Raw genomic sequence first — 22,469 nt, 5'->3', positions numbered from 1 at the left:
GACAGATATTAAAATCTCGGCAATACCGTGGAGCATTACATTGCTCAACGCATGACTTATAGCCTCGCCTATAAATCTTCGCACCCACTAAAAAACCCAACCAAAGCAAAGAGTTGACGTAAGAAAATCCTGCTTTAACATCTCCCTTGACGGTGCTCATTTCAGCGAGCATCCAACACTGTTAAAAATGCTATTTAAAGCAATAACCGAAGATAGAATTTCAGTATTTTCTCGCGCCAACTTTTCACATCAGGGTTCGATGCCATGTCCGCGCTGTCCACTACCTTGCTGGCTTTCTCGATGTCGACAGACGCCTTTGCCGCATCGCTGAGCAAGGGAGCCTGCCTGAATGCTCCACGCTTCACCTGCGCGCTGAAAACCGGATTGCTGTTCGGTGTTGTCGAAGCTTGTGCACCTGTCATCGGTTGGCTGCTCGGACTCGGTGCTTCCCAGGTCATCCAGGACTGGGACCACTGGGTCATCTTCACGCTGCTGTTGCTGCTGGGAGGACGGATGATCTATGCCGGCTTGAGACCCGCCAGCGATGACGATAGGGTTCCCATCAGCAACGGGTCAACCAAATGGTGGCTGATCATTGCAACCGCCATCACGACGAGCCTCGACGCCATGGCGGTAGGTATCGGCCTGGCCTTCATGAGTGTCAATATCTGGATTGCAGCCCTGGCAATTGGTGCTGCCACTACCTTGATGGCCACCATCGGCATCATGGTAGGCCATCGTATGGGCTCGGCGCTGGGTCAGCGAGCAGAAATCATCGGTGGTCTCATTCTGGCCGGCATCGGTTGTATCACGCTGTATCAACACCTGACGGAACCGGCGCTGTTCTGACGGCACTCCATTCCTTGATCGGCCAGTGAACCAATGCCGCCATGACCGCCAGCAAAGCCCCCATCCACCAGACCACATCGTAACTGCCGGTCTGATCGTAGAGCATTCCGCCAAGCCATACTCCGCAGAAGCTACCAAGCTGATGGCCAAGGAAGACCACACCATAGAGCAGTGACATGTAGCGAGTACCGAACATCACCGCGACCAGCCCCGATGTCGGCGGCACAGTGGCCAGCCAGAAAAAGCCCATTACCGCACTGAACACCAGCACCGATGTAAGACTCAAGGGCATCAACATGAATACCGCTACCGCCAGGGCTCTCACCAGATAGATGATCACCAGCACCTCCCGCTTGGGATAACGGCCTGACAGGATACCCGCCATGTAGGCCCCTACGACATTGCACAGGCCGATGACGGCGATCGCCCACGCACCGACATCAGGACTGAAGCCATTATCCTGGAGAAACGCCGGCATATGGGCTGTGACAAAGGCGATCTGAAAACCACAGACAAAGAAGCCCATCACCAGCAGCATGAAGGATGGGTACTTCAACGCAGCCATCAAGGCCTGACGCAGAGTCTGTTCAGGCTGCCCTACCGCCACCTGGCTTTCCTCATTCTTCATGGCCAGAGGAAAGGCCAACAGCATCATGCCAAACGCCGAAATGGCCAGGACCTGCAGAGCACTGATCCAACCGACATGATCGATCAATTGCTGCACTACCGGCACGACCACGAATTGCCCCATTGAGCCAGCCGCGGTTCCTACCCCCAGCACCCATTGGCGACGCGACTCATCCACCGCCTTGGCCATGGCAGGCAGAACGATACCGAACGCTGTGCCGGCGACACCCGCCCCCACCAACACACCGGCTGATGTATTGAGCAACCAAGGAGTATCGACACCCGCCATCAGCCACATGCCTGCGGCATACAGCAAGGCGCCCGCCACAATCACTTTGCGCGTACCAAAACGATCCGCCAGCCCTCCTGCAAATACAGCCAGAACTCCCCAGACAATATTCTGGATAGCCAGCGACATGGAAATGGTCTCCCTGGACCAACCATTGGCTGCAGTAAGTGGCGGCACGAACAAGCCAAAGCCCGAACGGTAGCCAAAAGACAACATCAGCAACAGACAACCACTGATCACCAGCAGCAGGCTGGCACGACTCATGGAATGAAACATCGCAACCTCGTCAGGGGAAAAGATTCATGATGTTGATTTTTATAGCTGGCTAACTGCCTTACAAACGATTAATACTTCCCTATAGATAAGAAAAACTATCCTATACACCGTTTGTACCAGTCTCAGGGACACCTTAGATGTCGATATCCTATCTCCCGCTACGTGCTCTTGTGGCCTTCGAAGCCAGTGTGCGCCATGCCAGTTTCAAGCAGGCGGCGAAGGAGCTGAACATCAGCCCCGGCGCCGTGTCCCAGCAGATTCGCAAGCTTGAGGATTGGCTCGGTTACCCACTTTTCCAGCGCGAGGTGCGGCAAGTCTGTGCAACGGAAAGCGCCCTGGAATATTACGCCCGCATTGCCCCATCACTGCATCAGATTCGCCGGGCCAGCGAAGCCTGCCGAAAACGTGATAGTCACAGCGTCTGCCTGTCCTTGACCCCGGCGCTGGCAGCCAAGTGGCTGGGGCCGCGAATAGGCTGCTTCATCGCCACCCACCCAGGCATCGACTTGAGCATCAATTCGGTCAGCCACCCGGTGGATTTTCATAATGAAGCCGTGGACCTTGCCATCCGCCATTTCGATGGACACGATAATGATCTGGAAACTCGCTTGCTGCACCACGATGAGGTTCAGGCATTTTGTTCACCCGACTATTGTCATCACATGCAGCTGAAAGAGCCCAATGACATTGCCAAAGCCGTGCTCTTAAATATCAGCACCTATGTCGATTGGAGGGAATGGCTACAGCAATGCACAACCCTTGAGGCCGATGCCAAGCACAGCATTCGTGCACTGCAGTTTGATCAGGCTCTGCTGGCTATAGATGCCGCCAAACGAGGTCAGGGCCTGGTGCTGAGCAACGCCTTGCTGGTTCATGATGAGCTGAAACATGGCGAGTTGATTGCGCCATTCGAGCAGAGTCTTTCCCAGGACAAGGGCTATTACCTTGTGCATCCCAGGCAGCAGCCACTCAGTCCGGCTGCCCGGCTGCTGAAGCACTGGCTGCTGGATCAGTTCAATGTAGGCGCCGAAGTTTCACCTAGCGGCTAACGGCATCCTGTGATGGCCGTGCCTGGGGAGATGCCTTCAACGCGGCTTCCAGGGAAGCTTCATCAAAGCGATCTACCTGGCGTAATGCCGGAAACAGTCTTGCCCAGACCCCGACAACAGCCAGTGTCCCCACCCCGCCAATCAGCGCAGCAGGCACAGCACCAAACCAGGAGGCCATGGTGCCCGCGCGGAATTCACCCAGCTCATTGGATGAACCGATGAACAGCATATTGACGGCCGAAACCCGGCCACGCATTTCATCGGGCGTTGCCAGTTGGATTAATGACGTGCGCACATTCACGCTGATCATGTCAGCTGCACCAGCCACCAGCATGGCCAACAAGGAGATCCAGAATATCGTCGAGAGAGCAAATACCAGGTTGGCAATGCCAAATACCGCCACCGCGGCAAACATCACGAATCCTGCATGCCTCTTGATGCCGTACGTACTCAGATAAAGCCCCATCAGCAAAGCACCAACGGCAATAGCGCTACGTAGCGCGCCTAGCCCCTCCGGCCCCACATGCAGCACTTCCTGAGCATAAACCGGCAACAGGGCCACCACGCCTCCCAGCAATACGGCAAACAGATCCAGAGAAATCGCCCCCAGCACGATAGGCTGGTGGCGAATATAGGAGATTCCCGCCGTGAAGCGACGCCAGGCCGTGGATTCCAGCATCTGCTGCTTGAGCGCTTCATGCTGTTGTGCATACCGCATCGGTACTGGCGAAAGCAGTATCAGCCCCAGTACATAGGCCCCCAGACATACCGCATAGGCCAGACTGCCACCAAAGGCATAGAGCAGTCCGCCCAGTAGCGGCCCGCCGATGACGGCAACCTTCATGATCGAACTGTTGATGGCAATCGCCTGGGCCAGCTGCGACCGAGGCACGATATTCGGCAGGATGCTCTGCAAGGTAGGGCCAGTAAAGGCGCGAGCACAGCCATACAGCACCAGTACCAGATAGAACAGGACAACTCGCTCGGTCCCCGACATGGAGAGCGCCAGGAACAAGCCACTGCATACCGCCTGCACTCCCCAGCTCAACTGCAGAATGCGCTTGCGAGAGAAACGATCAACCAGATCCCCCGCCGGCAGCAACAACGCCACCATGGGCAAGAACTGAGCCAGCCCTACATAAGCCAGGGAAATAGGATCACGAGTGATATCATAGACTTGCCAGGCAACGACCACGCCCTGGATTTGCATCGCGAACACTGCGAACAAGCGTGACAGCAGAAATCCCAGGAATCCCGGTTGTCGACGTAGCGACAAGGGTTCATCGGAACGAGGATGGACGGTCTCGAAATCAGTAGGCATGGAACACCAGGACAAAACAAAGCCTGATTCTATCCGTTTATGAAGGATTACACATCAAACTAACTGATAGCCTGCTATAAAAAATGAGCCCACTCATCACACGACGTGGACTCGGTCTAAAAGGATTTCAGTAGCACTGCATCCGGCTTTTCACTGATGCAGGCTGGTATTACTCATAACGCATGTCTTCCAGTTCCTTGCCGCGTGTCTCCTTGATATACCTATGTACGAAGTAGGCAGAAAGCACCGCACAAAGTGCATAGAAACTGTAGGCACCCGACAGGCCAATACTGGACAGGAAGACCGGAAAGGTCATGGTAATGGCGAAATTGGCCAGCCATTGACACAGACCAGCAATCGCCAGGCCAGAGCCACGCATCTGGTTGGGGAACATCTCGCCGAGCATCACCCACATGACCGGCCCCCAGGATGCATTGAAAAAGAACACATAAGCATTGGCGGCGAACAGCGCCAGAGTTCCCATATCGTCACTCAAGCGCACCTCGCCATCCACCATGGACGCTGTGGAGAAAGCATATACCAGGCATACCAGGGTAATGGTCATACCGATCGACCCCATCCACAATAGCGGCTTGCGGCCAATACGATCGACATAGGCAATGGAAATCAAGCAAGCGCCGATGCTCACCGCCCCCGAGATCACATTGATCAACAGCGCATCGCCTTCAGAGAACCCGACCGACTGCCATAGCACTGCACCGTAATAAAAGACGACGTTGATGCCTACCAGTTGCTGAAAAACTGCCAGACCGATGCCAACCCAGACGATGCCATGCAAGCGTCCGGAGGCACGATTGATAACATCACCCAGGCGTGGTGCGCGATCACGCGTCAAGGTTGCCTCTATTTCCTGCAGCTTGGCCGACACACGGTCTTCCGGCATCACTAGGCTGAGCACCCTCCGGGCAGCTTCCTGGCGATCACGACTGACCAGATAACGCGGGCTTTCAGGGATGAACAGTAATGCCAACAGGAAAATTCCGGCAGGCAACAGTTCGACCCAGAACATCCAGCGCCAGGTGGCATATCCCCACCACAACCCCGAGACGGCAGAACCAGACAGCTTGGCCAACAGATAGTTGCTGAGGAAGGCCATGAACAGCCCTCCAATGATGGCAACTTGCTGGATCGTCGCCAACCGGCCACGGTAGGCAGACGGTGCAACTTCGCTGATATAGGCCGGAGTCATCACGCTGGCTGCGCCGACGGCCATGCCACCGATCACTCGATAGATGATGAACTCCAGCGATCCAGCGGCAATACCCGATCCCCAGGCACTGACGATGAAAAACACTGCCGCCACGATCAGCAGAGCCTTGCGCCCAAAACGATCCGCCAGGCGTCCGGCAAAGAAGGCACCGATGGCACACCCGAGTAGCATGGATGCCACATTGAAGCCGGTGCCTACGCTATCGGAGTTGAAAGCAGACTGCAGACCATCAACGGTGCCATTGATGACACCGCTGTCAAAACCAAAGAGAAACCCTCCAATGGCCGCGATGCAGCAGATGATGAAGATATAGAGAGACTGGCCGAGAAACGGATTATTGTTCACCGGTAGCCTCCTCGACACAGGCACTTTCGCTCAGGTTCAGAGACCAGGCAGACATTGTCATTGTTGTGCTCCTAATCGCTATATGGATGGCGTGTTATCGATAGATGCATCAGCACCTTAGTTAATTTAATGAATTAATTAAGCATACCTCTTTGCCCTGACACACCAGAAGAGGTGTTTCCATGTTCTGCCACCCTTCTTCTGTCGCTGTCGCTCTTCGCCCCCCCCGGCCCTCATGCCCACCCACCATCGACGGGCAACGCTTGAGCAGTGATCGCCACACTGTCAGAGCTGGCCAGGAATAACGCCAAGGGAGCGACATGCTGGGGTTCAAGGCGCATTTTCAGACACTGGCGAGCCTGGATGTCGGCTTCTTCCTGCGGTCCGATCCAGTGCTGCAACTGGCGTTCCGTCATGACAGCGCCCGGGACCATGGTATTGACGCGAATATTGTGCACACCCAGTTCCCTGGCCAATGAGCGGGTCAATCCATGGATCGCCGCCTTGGCCGTGACATAGACCGACAGGTCTGCATGCGCCATGCGTACGCTGACAGAGCCGAGATTGATAATCGAACCACCCTGTGCCGCGATCATCTGCGGGGCAACGGCCTGGGCAGCAAAGAACATCGGCCGCAGGTTGAGTGACATGCGCTCATCCCAGTAAGCGACATCCACTTCATCCCAGCGATGGCGGTCATCATTGGCGGCATTGTTGACCAGCACCTGGATCGGCCCCAGGGTTTCACCCAGTTCAGCGATGACGGTCTGCAAGGCGGTGATATCCCGAATGTCGCAGGACCGGTAGCAAGGCTCCCTGCCCGTCTCGGCCTTCAATTCTTCCACCAACGCCTGACTGGCAGCATCATCGATATCAATGAAGGCCACTCGGGCTCCTTGACGGTGAAAGGCCCGAGTCATCTCAGCCCCGATGCCGCTACCACCGCCGGTGATCAGCACCACCTTGCCTTCAAGGCTGGGATATTGCGCCACCAGATTACCCATACAGTCTCCACCCATCTTTGCATGTATATGCTTAGTCTTAGTTTTCTTTCTAAACTAACAACAGCATGAGAAATCCTGCCCAACCTTCACAATCAGACCTTGGTATAGAAGCAGAAATCCTGAGCAAAACCGGGTAGGCTTGATATTCGATTCTTGAGGACAGCCGGTAGCGCTATTTCCTTCGGCCTGCACCAGAAGGCACCCACGCATCAATGTCTATCGTTTATTTGCCGCCCCACCGAACGGGCGACCTGCATTATCTCAAGCGGCTCAACCGCAGCGCCATCCTTGAGATGATTCGTCAGACCCCCGGCCTGACCCGAGCCGATATCGCCACCCAAGCCCAGCTCACCAAAGCGACCGTCGGCAACAGTGTGCAGACGCTGCTGGGCCAAGGCTGGCTGAGTGAGGGAGAACTGCACAAGAGCAGTGGCGGGCGTCCCGGACGCGCCTTGCATCTCAACGACGAACACTTCGCCCTACTCGGTGCAGAAGTGGGTGTACATGGCCTGCGCCTGGTCGCCTGCACATTGTCTGGCAACATCATCGAGTCCCACCACGAGCAGGTTCTTCCGGCGTCCCCTGAAGCAACCGCTCATACCCTGGCCCAGTTGCTCAAGGAACTGAAGGCACGCCCCAGCATGGCTGATCGTCATTGCCTGGGTATTGGCATCGCACTTCCTGGTCCTGTCGACCCTGCAGCCCCAGTATTGCGCCTGGCTCCCAACCTGAATTGGCAGGATGTTCGCTTTCTGGATCTGATACGTCCCTTGGTTCCCGAGGCCACAAGCATCTGGCTGATGGACAACGAGGCCAAGTCCGCGGCCTTCGGTGAGCTCTATTTTCGTACCGGCAATATTCCTCATTCATTGGCTTACGTCAGCCTTGGTACAGGCATCGGCGGAGGGATGGTGACGGATCAGAGCCCTCCCCAGCTTTCCCGGGGAGCACAGGGATTAGCCGGAGAGATTGGACACACGGTACTACAACCCAATGGCCAATATTGTCATTGTGGAAACAGAGGTTGTGCAGAGACTCTTGCCAGTGGCTGGGCAATCCGCGCGGCCCTAGGGATTGCTGAAGACATCAACCTCGTCGATGCGATAAGCGCGAGGCAGCATGATGAAGACGTTCAATACGTTCTGAGGCGAGCGGGTGAAACCCTGGGCATTCTATTGCTCAACCTGCACCATACCCAGAATGCTGCCGAAATTGTTCTCGGAGGTTCCCTGGTGCAACTGGGCCCTGCCTTTCTTGCTCCCGCCCAACGTTACTTCGCAGCCAATCAGAACCGTTTGCTCGGCAATGGGCAGAAGGTACGTCTGCGCATACTCGATGACGCCACCTTTGTTGCTGCCCGCGGAGCGGCAGCACAAGTACTGGCCACCGTCATTCATGGCAGCAACGATCTGGTATAGGCCAGCCTACTTGACCAATTTTTCCCGGGTCGTACGGTAGATGCTATCGATATGAGCCAGCATGGCGCGTTCAGCAGCATCAGGATCACGCTGCTTAAGTGCATCAACGATATGGCAGTGCTCTCGATAACTCTGTTCGACACCACCTGGTTCCTGCAGTATCAGGCGGCGAATCTTCAGAGCAAAGCCAAACAGATCCTCGGAGTAACCGGCGAGGATCTCATTGCGCGCATACTCCGAAATCAGCTTGTGAAAGCTTTCATCCGACAGCTGGAAGTGGAGAACTGGGGCATCAAACATGCCCGCCTGGGCCTCCAGCATACTTTCCAGCGCCTGAATCCCCCTGTCGTCGATGTTCATCGCTGCGCGCCGCGCAATAGCAGCTTCAACCACAAAACGACTTTCAAATACGGAATCGATGTCGAAGCGATTGGCGAAGTAGCTACTGTCATCTACCTCGCGCTTGCGGTAGGTAACAAGATCGCTCTCGCTGGCACAGATTCTTGTCTTGCTGCCGTGAGAAACATTGATCAGGCCATAAGCACTGACCTGAGAAATGGCACCACGCACTGTCTCACGACTGACACCAAACAGCTGAGATAGCTCACGCTCGCTTGGCAACACATCACCATCGCGCAGTAATCCATTGAGGATCATACCCACCAGCTTTTCGGCCAGGATGTCCTTCTTGGTCTTGTTGGTCAGCGTTTTTTCGAACGCGAAGGCAGTAGTTTGCATGTCAGTCCCCTGTGCCGTTCCTTATGCATAGCCGAGTCCACAATTCGCCCCCCACTGGTCTAAATACTAGTCCACTTATTGATCCAACCTCAATCCCACGTCATGAACTGAAGAAAATATCATCTTATGGCCATGTTTCGTATACACACCAAGCGCGAGATACGCACATCCCTCAAAAGAGGGAGCAGGATATTTCCGCTTGACCCTTCGACAAAACACTATCTAGATTATACCTCACAAACTGGTCTGGTAATCCTACCACCAGACCAGACCTCCTTCTGTTGCACCACAAACCCAATAACACAGATGGACTCAGGAGACGCATAATGAAACGAGGCACGTCGCTCAAGCTTTCAGCACTGATGATCGCTCCACTGCTGGCAACCTTTTCCACTTCTGCCCTGGCCGACAAGATCGTGTTTGCTATCGGCGGCACTCCGCACAGTCTTCAAGGCCTGACAGCACAGCACTTCACTGACCTATTGCAGGAACGCTTGGGCGATGCCCATCAGGTCGAGTATTACCATAGTGGTCAAATCGGAGATGAAAGGCAGTTGCTGCAGAAACTGCGCCTGGGCACCGTCGACCTGGCGGGCATCTCCTCGATCATGCCAACTGTTGCGCCGAGCTTCGCGCTGTTTGATCTGCCCTTCCTGGTCAAGGACCGCGACCACCTGCTGCGCATCGACAAGGACATCGTCATGACTGACCTGGCCCAGGATGCCGAGGAAAAAGGCCTGCACCTTGTCTCGACCTGGGAGAATGGCTTCCGCCAGATCACCAACAGCAAACGGGCGATCAATGTACCGGAAGACCTGGATGGGCTGAAGATCCGCACCCCGCAGAGCGAGTGGCGCACACTGATGTTCAAGACCTGGGGCGCCAACCCCACGCCGATGGCCTTCTCCGAGGTCTTCGTCGCCTTGCAGACTGGAGTCGTCGACGGGCAAGAGAACCCTCTCTCCAATGTCGATGGGGCCAAGTTTCAGGAAGTACAGGACTACCTTTCTCTCTCCAACCATGTCTACTCGCCGATCTGGCTGACGGCCAGTGCCAAAGGCTGGGAATCACTGCCTGACGATGTACAGAGCGCTATCCAGGAATCGGCAGCCGAAACCCAGCAGTGGGCCCTGGCCAAGGGTCTGGAATTGGATAACGAGCTGGTCACCACTCTTGAAGATGCAGGCATGCAGGTCAATCAGGTGGATCGCGCTGCCTTTGTCGAGTCCAGTCGCCCTGTGTACGAGGCCTATGCCGAGCAGGTGGAAGGCGGTCAGGAGTTGATCGACCGAGCCTTGTCACTGGCAGAGGAGTGAGTCAATGACAACGCATGCGGGCGCCAGCAAGGCGCCCTCTATGGCAACCGCGCACGGGAGAGATGCGATGCCAGCGATCGATCAGTTGCGCCGGGTCCTCGAACGGCTGCTGGAAGTCTTTACTGTGGGGCTGTTACTGGCCCTGACCATTACCGTGCTGACAGCGGTAGCCCTGCGCATGTTTGGCGGCTCTCTGCCTTGGTACGACGAAGTGGCCTCGATCAACCTCGCCTGGCTGAGTTTCTACGGCGCCTGTCTGGCAGCACTAAAGCGCTCCCACATGGGGTTCCCCGGAATAGTGTCACGTGCCCCCCCCGCTATACGCAGCACTTTGTTCATGCTCTCGGAAGTCATCGTGGTGGGTTTCTTCGCGGTAGTCGCCTGGTACGGCTACAAGGTACTCGAGGTACTGGCCTGGGACACACTGGTGTCGCTGCCATCCATTGGCCTGGATGTCACCCAGTCGGTCATCCCGATCAGTGCGGCGTTGTTCATTGTCTGCGAGCTACTCAGCATGCCCATGGCATGGCACAAGATGCGCTCCGGTATCGACAGTGAAGAAGAAGCCATCGAAGAAGCGATTCGCATTGCCGAAGAAGACCTCAAGGAGCACCGCTCATGACCCTGTTGATAGTGATTGCGGCACTGTTCGCGTTGGTCCTGATCAATGTGCCAATTGCCGTGGCCATTGGGGTGGTGGGTGTCGTCGGCGCCTTCTTCTACATGGGCGCTGATGCACTGGTCAACATACCGCTGACCTTGTTCAACGGTGCCACCAAGTTCCCGCTGATTGCCATTCCACTGTTCATCTTTGCAGGAGCCTTGATGAACACCTCTGGTATCTCGATGCGTCTGATCAACCTGGTCTCGGCCATGGTCGGTTTCGTGCGCGGCGGCCTGGCGATGGTCAATGTCGGCGTATCGATGTTCTTCGCCGAAATTTCAGGCTCAGCGGTGGCCGATGTTGCGGCAACTGGATCGGTGTTGATTCCGGAGATGAAGCGGCGAAAGTACAACCCTAACTTCTCGGCGGCGATTACCTCATCGTCGGCCTCGCTGGCGATCATCATTCCGCCGTCGCTGTCGATGATCCTGTATGGCGCCATCGCTGATACTTCCATCGTCAAGCTGTTCGTGGCGGGCATCATCCCCGGCATTCTGGGCGGTGTGGGTCTCGCCGGCGCCTGTTACTACTATGCAGTGAAGTACAATCTGCCGCGTGAGGAAGCCTTCTCGCTGTCACGCCTCGGCAAGGCATTCAAGGAGGCTTTCTGGGCGCTGTTGCTGCCTGTCATCATTCTGGGTGGCATCTTCGGCGGTTTCGTTACGGCAACCGAGGGGGCTGGCATTGCAGTCCTTGCCGCACTGGTCATCGGTGGACTGGTCTATCGCGAGCTCAATCTCAAGATCCTCTACCGTGCGGTTATTGAAGGTGTGATCCAGACCGCCGTCGTGATGCTGCTTGTCGCTACCTCTGCCATTCTCGGCCTGTTCCTCACCGAAATGCAGCTACCGCAGCAATTGGCTAGCGAGATCACGTCCATTACCAGCGATCCCGTAGCAGTACTGGCATTGCTCAACATCCTGCTGCTGTTACTGGGCATGTTCCTGCACGGTGCTGCCGCCATCATCCTGGTGGTACCGATCGTCATGCCGCTAATCAACCAGATCGGTATCGACCCGATCCACTTCGGCCTGATCTTGACCCTCAACCTGGCCATCGGTCAGCAGACACCACCAGTGGCCTCAGTACTGGCCACGGCTTGCTCGATTGCCAGAACCGATATGTGGCAGACCACCAAAGTCAACCTGCCGATGATCTTCGTGCTGTTCCTGGTGCTGATGCTGGTCACCTATGTACCAGCCATCCCGATGAGCCTCGTCAACGTCTTCTACGGATAAGGAAAACAACATGCATAACAACACACCTGTCATTGCCGTCACCCTGGGCGATCCCGGTGGTATTGGTCCGGAACTGATCGCCAAGCTGTTCGCTGAAAATGAGGTCTTTGCCGATACCCATACTGTCCTGATCGGTGACCGCTGGCTGTGGGAAGAAGGACAACGTGTGGCTGGCGTCACTATCGAGCTACCCGAAGTCACCACCTTCACCGAGGCTCGCAAGTACGACACTCCGGTGTTCCTGGAAATGGATACCGTGGCGCAAGAACAAACCGCCTATGCCGAAGCCAATGAGCATGGAGGCGCTTCCGTGCTCGCGGTGCTGGATCGCTGCATCGAGGGCTACAAGGCTGGAGAGGTTGATGGTATCTGCTTCGGGCCACTCAACAAGTACGCCATGAAGCTGGGTGGGCTGGGCCACGAGGATGAGCTGCACTGGTTCGTCAACAAGCTGGGAGTGACTGACTTCTTCAGTGAGTTCAACACGCTGGGAACCCTGTGGACCTCGCGTATCTCATCGCATGTGCCGCTCAAGGACGCGCATACCTACATCACCGAAGAACGTATCATCTCCGCCGCCACTCTGATCCACGACACACTGCGCAAGGCTGGCTTCGACGCTCCCCGCGTGGCCGTGGCGGGCTTCAATCCACACGCCGGCGAGGGCGGCACCTGCGGCCGTGAAGAAATCGACATCATTGCGCCTGCCGTAGAGAAGTGCCGCAGCCAAGGTTATCCGATCGTGGGCCCCTTCCCTGCCGATACAGTGTTTCTCAAGGCTCGTGATGGCGAACTGGATGCCGTAGTGACCATGTTCCACGACCAGGGCCAGATTGCCATCAAGATGCTCGGCTTCGACAAGGGGGTCACCATCCTCGGTGGCCTACCCCTGCCAGTGGGCTCTCCTGCGCATGGCACGGCCTTCGATATCGCCGGCCAGGGCAAGGCCAATCTCACGCCAACCCGCAATGCCTTCAATCTGGTCAAGGCCATGTGTTCGCAGTAAGCCGCCAACTTCCCCCCTGAGCAGGCGACATCAAGGAACGACAATATGAAAATAACCAACGTTCGTACCCGGGTTTTCGAGTGGAAAGGACATACGGTTCCACCACAGCCACACTTCTGTTCCAACGCCATGGATGAGCTGTGGGACCGGGGCGATTCCATGGGCACCTTCCGTTTTCACGGCTGGACCACCGTGGAAGTCGAGACCGACAGCGGCATTGTCGGCCTCGGCAATGTGGCCTTGGCACCACGTATCGCCAAGGCCATCATCGACCAGTACCTGACACCGCTGGTCATTGGCCAGGATCCTTTCGACTACGAATACCTGTGGCAACGCATGTATCGCTCGACCCATGCCTGGGGCCGCAAGGGCATCGGCATGGCAGCGATCTCCGGTGTTGATATCGCCATTTGGGACGTGATGGGCAAGGCATTGGGCAAGCCAGTGTTCAAACTCCTTGGTGGGCGCACCAAGGAGAAGATTCCCTGCTACGCCTCCAAGCTCTATCGCACCGACCTGAACGAGATGCAGCGTGAGGCTCAGTCCTACCTCGACCAGGGCTTCAAGGCGATGAAGATGCGCTTCGGCTATGGCCCCAAGGACGGCCCGCAGGGCGTCCGCGAGAACCTCAACAGTGTGGCGGCGGTGCGTGAGGTCATCGGTGAGGACATCGACCTGATGCTCGAATGCTATATGGGCTGGAACCTGGAGTACGCCAAACGCATCCTGCCCAAACTGGAGCGCTTTCAGCCGCGATGGCTGGAAGAGCCGGTGATCGCTGACGACATCGATGGCTATGTCGAACTCAACAAGCTGACCAGCATCCCGATTTCCGGTGGCGAGCACGAGTTCACCCACTATGGCTTCCGTCAGTTGCTCGAGCAGCGCGCGGTGTCGGTGGTTCAGTACGACACCAACCGCGTCGGTGGCATCACGGCAGCGCGCAAGATCAACGCTATCGCCGAGTCGTTCAGCGTGCCGGTGATTCCTCACGCCGGACAGATGCACAACTATCACCTGACCATGGCCTCACTGGCCTCGCCCATGTCCGAGTTCTTCCCGGTGCATGACGTCGAGATCGGCAACGAGCTGTTCTACTACCTGTTCAAGGGCGATCCAGAGCCGGTGGATGGTTTCCTCGATCTTGATGACGATGTGCCGGGGCTGGGTCTCGAGCTCAACGAGCAGTACTTCGACCAGTTCAACATCATCGAGTGAGGCGGCCATGCGACTGATTCAATACCTGGACGAAGGGCGCCTGCGTGCGGCTCTGGTCGAGAGCGATGATGCGGTCAGACCCATTCGTATCGAGGGCGGTGTCTATGCGCTGGCGCGGATTGCCATCGACAGCGGACAGAAGCTGTCGGCGGTGGTCGAGGTACGCCTGGATGATGAGTTGATCGACTATCAGCCGCTGATCGACGAAGGACGTTTGCTGCCGCCACTGACCCATCCCGATCCGGCGCATTGCCTGATCACTGGAACCGGGCTGACCCATCTGGGCAGTGCCGACACCCGTTCGGCGATGCACACGAAAGCTCAGAAAACCGATGACTCCGAGCTGACCGACTCGATGCGCATGTTCAATATGGGCGTCGAGGCGGGACGACCGGGGCCCAGTGAGATCGGTGTGCAGCCAGAGTGGTTCTACAAGGGCGATGGCGACTGGGTCGTGGCGCCAGAAGCTCCGCTGTCGGCACCCGCCTTTGCCGAGGATGCCGGTGAGGAACCAGAACTGGTGGGGCTCTACCTGGTAGGAGCGGATGGCTTGCCGTGGCGGGTGGGCTTCGCGGTGGGCAATGAGTTCTCCGATCACGTCGTCGAGCGGCAGAACTACCTGTGGCTGGCCCATTCCAAGCTGCGTCAGTGCAGTTTTGGCCCGGAACTGCTGATCGGTGATCTACCCGCACACCTGGAAGGCACCAGCCGTATTACCCGCAACGGCGAGACACTGTGGGAGAAGCCTTTCCTGACCGGTGAGGGCAACATGTCCCACAGCATCGCCAATCTTGAGCATCACCACTTCAAGTATGAAGGGTTTCGCCGCCCTGGTGATGTTCATGTGCATTTCTTCGGCACGGCGACCTTGAGCTTCGCCGATCAGGTTCAGGTGCAGCCCGGTGATCGTTTCGAGATCGAGATTCCCGCCTTTGGCCGGCCATTGCGTAACCCGCTGATTCAGGAGGAAGAGGAAAAATTACCGCGCTCCATGGGTGCGCTGTAGAGAGGAATAATCCGTGTGCCGATGCTCTCCCGCCCTGAACGGCCGGGAGAGCCTCTCATGATCGAGGTAACAATAATGAGAAAGCCCCTTGATGTAATCCCCTTTGATGTCATCAATCATGCAACCCGTTTCGCGGCCCTGACCGTGGCCCTGGCCGCCATGCCGTTGACGGCCATGGCGGCCACCACGCTCAATTTCGCCCATACCCATCCCGTGGAAGATGCCCAGCACCAGGCGGCGGAGTACTTTGCCGAGCTGGTCAACGAACGTAGCGACGGTGAGTTGCAGGTACGGGTATTCCCCAATGGTCAGCTGGGCAGCGACAGCGCCCAGGTGGCCAATGCACGGGGTGGTCAGGTGGATATCGTGCTGACCGGCAATCCCTACTTCACCGGTCTGGTGGGTGAGCTCAATGTGCTCGACCTGCCGTTTTTGTTCGATGACTATGAGCATGCCTATGCCGTATTGGATGGCGAGATTGGCCAGTCGCTGCTTGACCGGCTCGGCGAGCATGAGCTCAAGGGACTGGCATTCTGGGAGATCGGTTTCCGCAACCTGACCAACTCCCGTCATCCCGTCGAGAGCGCGGCAGACATCGAAGGTCTGAAGTTGCGCACCACGCCCAATCCGGCACATATCGCCGCCTTCGAAGCGCTGGGCGCCACCCCGACACCGATGCCGTTCACCGAGCTGTTCACTTCCCTGGAAACCCGCACCGTGGACGGCCAGGAAAATCCGGTCAGCCTGATTCGCTCGGCCAATTTATACGAGGTACAGGATTATCTGTCGCTGACCGCTCATGCCTACACGGCCGCCCCCCTGGTGATGAACAAGGCGAAGTTCGACAGCTTGAGTGCTGAGCAGCAGCAACTGCTGATGGATGCCGCCATCGAGGCTGCGCAGTTCGAGCGTGCAGAGCTCGCCGACCGCCTGACCGGTGATCTCGAGTTCCTCGAGGAGCAGGGTATGCAGGTGGTCGAGAATCCCGACCGCGCCTCGATGCGCGAGATCGTCGCCGAACCGGTGCAGGCCAGCTTTGCCGAGAAGTACGGCACCGAGTTGATCGATGCCATCGAAGCGGCGCGCCCTACCGCGTAATAAGCAGAGTGAGGGATATTCGATGACACTCGAACTCGAGTCGTGGCGTCAGCGCTTTCTCGACAGCGGCGATGATCGGGATCTACCGATTATTGATGCACACCTGCACTTCTGGGACCCCGTGGCCAACTACCATCCCTGGTTGTGCGATGAGCCGATGATCGCCTTTCGCTATGGCGACTACAGCGCGATCCGTCGCCCCTTTCTGCCCGAAGAATACCGGCAGTTGTGTGGTACGCACCGGGTCATGGGCTGTGTCTACATGGAAGCGGAGTGGCAGACCGGGGAAGCGGTAGCCGAAGCGCGCTGGATTCATGAATTGCACCAGCGAGATGGTTGGCCCAACGCCATGGTCGCTCAGGCCTGGCTGGATCATCAGGACGTCGAGGCACAACTGGCACGCCTGAGCATGTGGCCGATGGTCAAGGGGGTACGTCACAAACCCGCCTGTCTGCCGCGCAGCGAGTATCGCCTCGATCAGGCCGAGTCCCTGCCAGGCTCCTTGAGCTGCCCGAACTACCAGCGGGGCTATGCGGCACTGGCGCGCCATGGGCTGATTTTCGAGTTGCAGGTGCCTTGGTGGCACCTGCATGAACTGGTGCCATTGCTCGAACGTCATCCCGAGGTACCGGTAGTGATCAACCATGCCGGTGTGCCGGGAGATCGCGACCCAGAAACCCTGCGTGGCTGGGAGGTTCAGCTGCGTCGGGTCGCGGCCTTTCCCCAGGTGATGCTCAAGTTGTCGGGGATCGGCATGGCGGGTGAGCCCTGGCGTATCGAAGACAACCGTGCGCTGATTCACACCGCCTTCGAGGTGATGGGCACGGAGCGTTGCATGTTTGCCAGCAACTTCCCGGTGGATAGCCTGGTGACCGATCTCAATGCATTGTTCACCGCCTTCAAGCAGCTCAGTGCCGAACTCACTCCCGAGCAGCGCCTGGCGTTGTTCTGCGATAACGCCAGGCGCTGCTACTCGTTATCAACAGAACCCCCGTTATAAACACAACCAAAACCAGAACCAGGAACTGAATAATCATAAAAATAAGGAGCATGCCCAATGAACGTATCTCGCATCCTACCAGCAACGGTATTGGCCCTCGGCCTTGCTCTGGCCAGTGCCGATGTGCTGGCGGCAATCACCGCGCGGATCGCCACCAGCCTGCCGGACAGCCACCCGCAGACGCTGGGCGCACGCAAGTTTGCCGAGTTGCTGACTGAGCAGAGCCACGGTGAGATAGAGGTCCAGGTGTTTGGCAATGGCGTACTCGGCAACGACGTCAATCTGGCGTCGATGCTGCAGGCCGGAACCCTGGAATTCAATGTGCCATCCACCGCCACCCTGGCCAGCCTGAATCCGGATTTCAGTGTGATCAGTCTACCGTTCCAGTTCGACGATGCGGCCCAGGTTGACACCGTACTGGATGGTCCGGCGGGTCGCGCGCTGCTCGACAGCCTCGCCGACAAGGGCATCGTTGGTCTGGATTACTGGGACAATGGCTTCCGCCATATCACCAACAGTCGTCACCCGGTGGAGACCGCCGATGATATCGACGGACTGAAGATTCGCACCATGCAGAACGAGCTGTATATCGACATGTTCAACGGCCTGGGGGCCAACGCCATTCCGATGCCGGTCAATGAACTGTTCACCGCGCTGGAAACCCGCACTGTGGATGGTCAGGAAAACCCCTTCACGGTGATCGACAGCAAGCGCTTCTACGAGGTTCAGCGCTACCTGTCCCAGACGGGCCACGCCTATGACGCTCAGGTACTGATTGCCTCGAAGCGCTTCATCGATAGCTTGAGCACGGAACAGCAGCAACTGGTGCGTGATGTATCGCGGGAGGCCACGCTCTATCAGCGCCAGGTCAGTCGTGAACTCAACGATACCCTGCTGACCCGCCTGCAGGATCAGATGAGCATCAATGAGGTTTCGCTGGAAGAACGCCAGGTGATGCGCGAGCGACTGATGCCGGTGATCGAGAAGCATCGTGCCGAGATCAGCGAGGCGACGCTGAGTGCCTTTGATGCCGCGCTGGCCGAAAGCCGCTGATGAAACACTGAATACACTGCTACGCTCGCAACATTTATTCAGTGCTTCTCTGATTCTTATCCGGAGGACATTTTCATGCCTCATACCGCGACTCAATCTCGGAAAGGTTCGATTCAGGCAGCCCTTGGCTGCCTGTCGCGCCAGACCGAGCGAGCCCTGAATCTACTGATGGTGTTGGCGTTGGTCGCCATGATTGCGCTGGTCTTCACCAATGTGGTGCTGCGCTATGGCTTCAACAGCGGTATCTCGGTCAGTGTCGAGCTATCGCGCTTCCTGTTTGTCTGGGTCACCTTTATTGGCACGGTGGTGGGGTTGATGCGCCATGAACACCTCAGCGTCACCACCTTTTCCGATCGTCTACCGGCCCCAGTGCAGGCGTTGCTGGGTCGCTTGGTGACGCTGGTGATGTTGGGTTGCTGCCTGATGCTGGTCAAGGGCAGCTACGCTCAAACGCTGCTCAACTGGACCAATCTGTCGCCGATCAGTGGTGTACCGGTGGGCGTGTTCTATCTCGCCGGACTGATTGCCGGTGTACTGATGTCGATCCTGCTGGTGTTTCGTCTGCTGGCTCCACGGCATCTGCTCAGGCAGCCCCAGTCTCAAGATCCGTCTCAAGAGCTGGCACAAGAGTCGTCTCAAGATCGAGCACAGGAGGTTTCGTCATGACCATTGGTCTGTTTCTTGCCTCACTGCTGGCCTCGATTGGCCTGAGCCTACCGATTGCCTTTGCGTTGCTGGTCAGCGCTGTAGTGCTGATGCTGCATCTAGGGTTATTCGATTCGCAGATCCTCGCCCAGAACCTGGTCAATGGCGCCGACAGCTACACCCTGCTGGCGATACCGTTCTTCCTGGTCGCCGGTGAGGTCATGTCACGGGGCGGGTTGTCGAAGCGCATCGTCATGCTGGCCATGAGCCTGGTGGGGCATCGCAAGGGCGGGTTGGGCTTTGTCGCCATCTTCGCCGCCATCGTCATGGCCAGCCTGTCCGGCTCGGCGGTGGCCGATACCGCCGCGCTGGGCTCGATGCTGCTGCCGATGATGCGTGAGGCGGGATATCCCCAGGGCCGCTCGGCGGGGCTGATGGCTGCCGGCGGCATTATCGCGCCGATCATTCCACCCTCGATTCCGCTGATCATCATCGGTGTCGCGGGCAGCATCTCGATCAGCAAGCTGTTTCTGGCCGGTATCGTACCGGGCTTGATCATGGGCGTGACTCTGGTGGGGATCTGGATGCTGATCACCCGCAAGGAAGACCTGGTGGTAGCGAAGAAGGCCACCGGCGCCGAGCGCCTGCGCGCACTGCGCAAGAGCTTCTGGGCCATGCTGCTGCCGGTGATCATCATCGGCGGGATCAAGACCGGGGTGTTCACTCCCACCGAGGCCGGTGTGGTCGCAGCGGTCTATGCCATCATCATCTCCACACTGGTCTACCGTGAGCTGGACCTCTCCGGGCTCTATGACGTCCTCGTACAGGCGGCACGCAACACGGCCATCGTCATGTTTCTGGTGGCGGCAGCCAGTGTTGCCTCCTGGCTGATCAGCATTGCCCAGCTGCCGATGCTGGTGGCGGACATGCTGACACCGCTGGCCGATAACCCCCGCCTGCTGATGCTGGCGATCATGGCCATCGTGTTGATTGTCGGCATGGTCATGGATCTGACGCCAACCATCCTGGTGCTGACGCCGATCCTGATGCCCATCGTGAAAATCGCCGGCATCGATCCGGTCTATTTCGGCATCATGTTCGTGCTCAACTGTGCGATCGGCCTGATCACGCCGCCGGTGGGCAATGTGCTCAATGTCATCACCAGCGTTGGCCAGCTCAAGTTCGAGAAGGCCGTCTCCGGTGTCATGCCGTTCATGCTGGCCTATCTTGTACTGTTGCTGCTGTTCGTGGCCTTCCCACAGATCATTACCGCACCGCTGTATTGGCTGGCGGGCTGAGGACATCGTGATGAGTGAACAAGCGCTGATCGATAGCCATCATCACTTCTGGGCACTGGATGGCAGTGTGCATTATCCGTGGCTGGAAGATGATGTCGATGGCCACTTCTTCCTCGGTGACTACAGCCGGATTCGCCAGCCGTTCCTGCCGACCGATCTGCTTCATCAGATTCCGGCCGGCTATCGTCTGGCAGGCACGGTGCACTGTGAAGCCGAATCGGCGCGCGGCGAACCGGACGTCGAGACCGAGTGGCTGACCCGGCTGGCGAAGGAGCAGGAGCTGCCCAGCGCACTGGTGGGCTGGGTGGCTTTCGCCGATGCGGCCTGTGAGGCGCAGCTCGAGCGCCAGATGCGTTCCGCGTTGTTTCGTGGTGTACGTGCCAAGCCCGTCACCGCCGCTCGCCCGGACCAGTACGAAAGCACCTTGGGGGCCAGCGGCTCGTTGCAGGATACGGGCTGGACTCGCGGTCTGCGTATGCTCGAGGAGCGCGACCTGAGCTGGGACCTGCGCGTGCCCGCCTGGCACCTCGCGGATGCCGCCAGAGTGCTGGAGGAAACACCGGCGCTGCGGGTGATCCTCAACCATACCGGCCTGCCCTGGGATCGCAGCGAACCAGGCCTGGCACACTGGCGCGAGGGCATGCGCGCGCTGGCCGCCAATCCCAATGTCGCGGTCAAGCTTTCGGAGCTGGGCAGCCCCATGGTCACCTGGCATGAGCAGCGCAATATCGATGTGCTGGCCGAGGCCATCAATATCTTCGGCGCCAAGCGCTGCATCTTCGCCAGCAACTTCCCGGTGACTGGCCTCAATGTCAGTTACGCCACCTGGCTGGCGATGGTCGAACAGGCCATCGCCGATGCCGCACCGGACGCTCGTCAGGCAATCCTGCATGACAATGCCGTGCGCATCTACCGGTTGGCAGGGACTGTTCCCGCCTCACATATCCTGTGATTTCACGATAACCGAATTCAGCAACCATCGAATTCAGCAACAAACGAATTCAACAACCATCAAATTCAGCAACCATCAAATTCAGCAACCAAGCGGAGCAGCAACGTGCAACTTGAAGGCAAACAACTGATCGGCAGCCAGGCGGTACTGGCCTCTGGCCGCCCCATTCACGGCATCAACCCGGCCACCGGCGAGACGCTAGAGCCGGGCTACCCCGGTGGCAGCCAGGCTGAGGTCGAACAGGCCTGTGAACTGGCCTGGCAGGCTTTCGATCGCTATCGCGAAACCGGCCTGGAAGAACGCGCCACCTTCCTCGAGACCGTGGCCAGCGAGATCGAGGCCATCGGTGATGCGCTGATCGAGCGCGCCATGCTGGAATCCGGCCTGCCACGTGCCCGCCTGGAAGGCGAGCGTGGCCGTACCTGCGGCCAGCTGCGCCTGTTCGCCCGCGTGGTACGCGATGGCGAGTGGCTCGATGTGCGTGTCGACCCAGCCCTGCCCGAGCGTCAACCGCTGCCGCGGGTCGATCTGCGTCAGCGTCATATCGGCCTGGGGCCGGTGACGGTCTTCGGCGCCAGCAACTTCCCGCTGGCGTTCTCGGTCGCCGGCGGCGACACCGCCTCTGCCCTGGCCGCCGGGTGCCCGGTGGTAGTCAAGGCCCACTCCGCCCATCCCGGCACCAGCGAGCTGGTCGGCCGTGCCGTGCAACGTGCGGTGGCGAAGTGCGAACTGCCGGAAGGTGTGTTCTCGCTGCTCTACGGCTCCGGTCGTGAAGTCGGCCAGGCGCTGGTCGCCGATCCCCGCATCAAGGCCGTTGGTTTCACCGGT

General features: G+C 58.0%; 21 protein-coding genes. 16 read left to right on the top strand and 5 right to left on the bottom strand.

The annotated features are described in order from the left end of the window. Nucleotides 1–264: 264 nt before the first annotated feature. On the top strand, nucleotides 265–849 hold the full coding sequence (mntP, locus tag Q1K07_RS10245) for a manganese efflux pump MntP (protein ID WP_300310435.1): 585 nt from the start codon (nucleotides 265–267) through the stop codon (nucleotides 847–849). On the opposite strand, the gene Q1K07_RS10240 is transcribed toward mntP, so the two are convergent. Continuing rightward, nucleotides 809–2,041, bottom strand: coding sequence for an MFS transporter (locus tag Q1K07_RS10240; protein ID WP_300310432.1), 1,233 nt, complete (start codon nucleotides 2,039–2,041; stop codon nucleotides 809–811). The two genes, mntP and Q1K07_RS10240, sit on opposite strands and share 41 nt — an antisense overlap. Nucleotides 2,042–2,178: 137 nt before the next feature. Between Q1K07_RS10240 and Q1K07_RS10235 the strand changes: the two genes are divergently transcribed. Further along, nucleotides 2,179–3,090, top strand: a complete 912-nt coding sequence (locus tag Q1K07_RS10235; protein WP_300310430.1) for a LysR substrate-binding domain-containing protein — start codon at nucleotides 2,179–2,181, stop codon at nucleotides 3,088–3,090. Here the strand turns inward: Q1K07_RS10235 and Q1K07_RS10230 are convergent. The 3 genes from Q1K07_RS10230 to Q1K07_RS10220 all read right to left on the bottom strand — a co-directional run bounded on the left by Q1K07_RS10230 (nucleotide 3,080) and on the right by Q1K07_RS10220 (nucleotide 6,991). Further along, on the bottom strand, nucleotides 3,080–4,411 hold the full coding sequence (locus Q1K07_RS10230) for an MFS transporter (RefSeq protein WP_300310428.1): 1,332 nt from the start codon (nucleotides 4,409–4,411) through the stop codon (nucleotides 3,080–3,082). The genes Q1K07_RS10235 and Q1K07_RS10230 overlap by 11 nt on opposite strands. A gap of 169 nt (nucleotides 4,412–4,580) precedes the next feature. Then, nucleotides 4,581–5,987, bottom strand: a complete 1,407-nt coding sequence (locus Q1K07_RS10225; RefSeq protein ID WP_300310426.1) for a sugar porter family MFS transporter — start codon at nucleotides 5,985–5,987, stop codon at nucleotides 4,581–4,583. Nucleotides 5,988–6,220: 233 nt separating this feature from the next. Further along, nucleotides 6,221–6,991, bottom strand: a complete 771-nt coding sequence (locus Q1K07_RS10220; protein ID WP_300310423.1) for an SDR family oxidoreductase — start codon at nucleotides 6,989–6,991, stop codon at nucleotides 6,221–6,223. Nucleotides 6,992–7,203: 212 nt separating this feature from the next. On the opposite strand from Q1K07_RS10220, the gene Q1K07_RS10215 reads away from it, so the two are divergent. Further along, nucleotides 7,204–8,409: an ROK family transcriptional regulator gene (locus tag Q1K07_RS10215; RefSeq protein ID WP_300310421.1), complete on the top strand. Its 1,206-nt coding sequence runs from the start codon at nucleotides 7,204–7,206 to the stop codon at nucleotides 8,407–8,409. A gap of 6 nt (nucleotides 8,410–8,415) precedes the next feature. Here the strand turns inward: Q1K07_RS10215 and Q1K07_RS10210 are convergent, their stop codons facing one another. Next, nucleotides 8,416–9,147, bottom strand: a complete 732-nt coding sequence (locus Q1K07_RS10210) for an FCD domain-containing protein (protein ID WP_300310419.1) — start codon at nucleotides 9,145–9,147, stop codon at nucleotides 8,416–8,418. Between the two features lie 326 nt (nucleotides 9,148–9,473). Here Q1K07_RS10210 and Q1K07_RS10205 point away from each other — a divergent pair, with 326 nt between their 5' ends. The 13 genes from Q1K07_RS10205 to Q1K07_RS10145 form a co-directional block, all read left to right on the top strand. Then, a complete protein-coding gene (locus tag Q1K07_RS10205; protein WP_300310418.1) occupies nucleotides 9,474–10,463 on the top strand; it encodes a TRAP transporter substrate-binding protein in 990 nt (329 codons plus the stop codon). A gap of 67 nt (nucleotides 10,464–10,530) precedes the next feature. Next, the gene (locus Q1K07_RS10200; RefSeq protein WP_300310416.1) at nucleotides 10,531–11,085 is read left to right on the top strand and encodes a TRAP transporter small permease subunit; all 555 of its coding nucleotides are present in this window, start codon (nucleotides 10,531–10,533) and stop codon (nucleotides 11,083–11,085) included. Continuing rightward, a complete protein-coding gene (locus Q1K07_RS10195) occupies nucleotides 11,082–12,365 on the top strand; it encodes a TRAP transporter large permease (RefSeq protein WP_300310414.1) in 1,284 nt (427 codons plus the stop codon). Before Q1K07_RS10200 ends, Q1K07_RS10195 begins: the two co-directional genes overlap by 4 nt. A gap of 10 nt (nucleotides 12,366–12,375) precedes the next feature. Beyond that, complete coding sequence (locus Q1K07_RS10190) at nucleotides 12,376–13,371, top strand: 4-hydroxythreonine-4-phosphate dehydrogenase PdxA (RefSeq protein WP_300310412.1); 996 nt, start codon at nucleotides 12,376–12,378, stop codon at nucleotides 13,369–13,371. Between the two features lie 45 nt (nucleotides 13,372–13,416). After that, nucleotides 13,417–14,589, top strand: a complete 1,173-nt coding sequence (locus Q1K07_RS10185) for an L-rhamnonate dehydratase (RefSeq protein WP_300310410.1) — start codon at nucleotides 13,417–13,419, stop codon at nucleotides 14,587–14,589. 7 nt (nucleotides 14,590–14,596) lie between these two features. Continuing rightward, nucleotides 14,597–15,595, top strand: coding sequence for an AraD1 family protein (araD1, locus tag Q1K07_RS10180; RefSeq protein ID WP_300310408.1), 999 nt, complete (start codon nucleotides 14,597–14,599; stop codon nucleotides 15,593–15,595). A gap of 75 nt (nucleotides 15,596–15,670) precedes the next feature. Next, nucleotides 15,671–16,693, top strand: a complete 1,023-nt coding sequence (locus Q1K07_RS10175) for a TRAP transporter substrate-binding protein (RefSeq protein WP_300310406.1) — start codon at nucleotides 15,671–15,673, stop codon at nucleotides 16,691–16,693. 22 nt (nucleotides 16,694–16,715) lie between these two features. Beyond that, nucleotides 16,716–17,693: an amidohydrolase family protein gene (locus Q1K07_RS10170; RefSeq protein WP_300310404.1), complete on the top strand. Its 978-nt coding sequence runs from the start codon at nucleotides 16,716–16,718 to the stop codon at nucleotides 17,691–17,693. A gap of 57 nt (nucleotides 17,694–17,750) precedes the next feature. After that, entirely contained in the window at nucleotides 17,751–18,746 is a 996-nt protein-coding gene (locus Q1K07_RS10165; RefSeq protein ID WP_300310402.1) for a TRAP transporter substrate-binding protein, read from the top strand. Between the two features lie 75 nt (nucleotides 18,747–18,821). After that, on the top strand, nucleotides 18,822–19,412 hold the full coding sequence (locus Q1K07_RS10160; protein WP_300310400.1) for a TRAP transporter small permease: 591 nt from the start codon (nucleotides 18,822–18,824) through the stop codon (nucleotides 19,410–19,412). Beyond that, a complete protein-coding gene (locus Q1K07_RS10155; RefSeq protein ID WP_300310398.1) occupies nucleotides 19,409–20,689 on the top strand; it encodes a TRAP transporter large permease subunit in 1,281 nt (426 codons plus the stop codon). The genes Q1K07_RS10160 and Q1K07_RS10155 overlap by 4 nt, the downstream gene beginning before the upstream one ends. 10 nt (nucleotides 20,690–20,699) lie before the next feature. Beyond that, complete coding sequence (locus tag Q1K07_RS10150) at nucleotides 20,700–21,641, top strand: amidohydrolase family protein (protein WP_300310396.1); 942 nt, start codon at nucleotides 20,700–20,702, stop codon at nucleotides 21,639–21,641. 105 nt (nucleotides 21,642–21,746) lie between these two features. Continuing rightward, nucleotides 21,747–22,469, top strand: a 723-nt coding sequence (locus Q1K07_RS10145) for an aldehyde dehydrogenase family protein (RefSeq protein ID WP_300310394.1), incomplete at its 3' end; no start/stop codon positions are given.

Origin of the sequence: Halomonas sp., from assembly GCF_029263665.1 — a bacterium.
Taxonomy (GTDB): Bacteria; Pseudomonadota; Gammaproteobacteria; order Pseudomonadales; family Halomonadaceae; genus Halomonas.
Note: the sequence above shows the minus strand (reverse complement) of the source record. Positions and strands in the feature narration are given on the sequence as shown.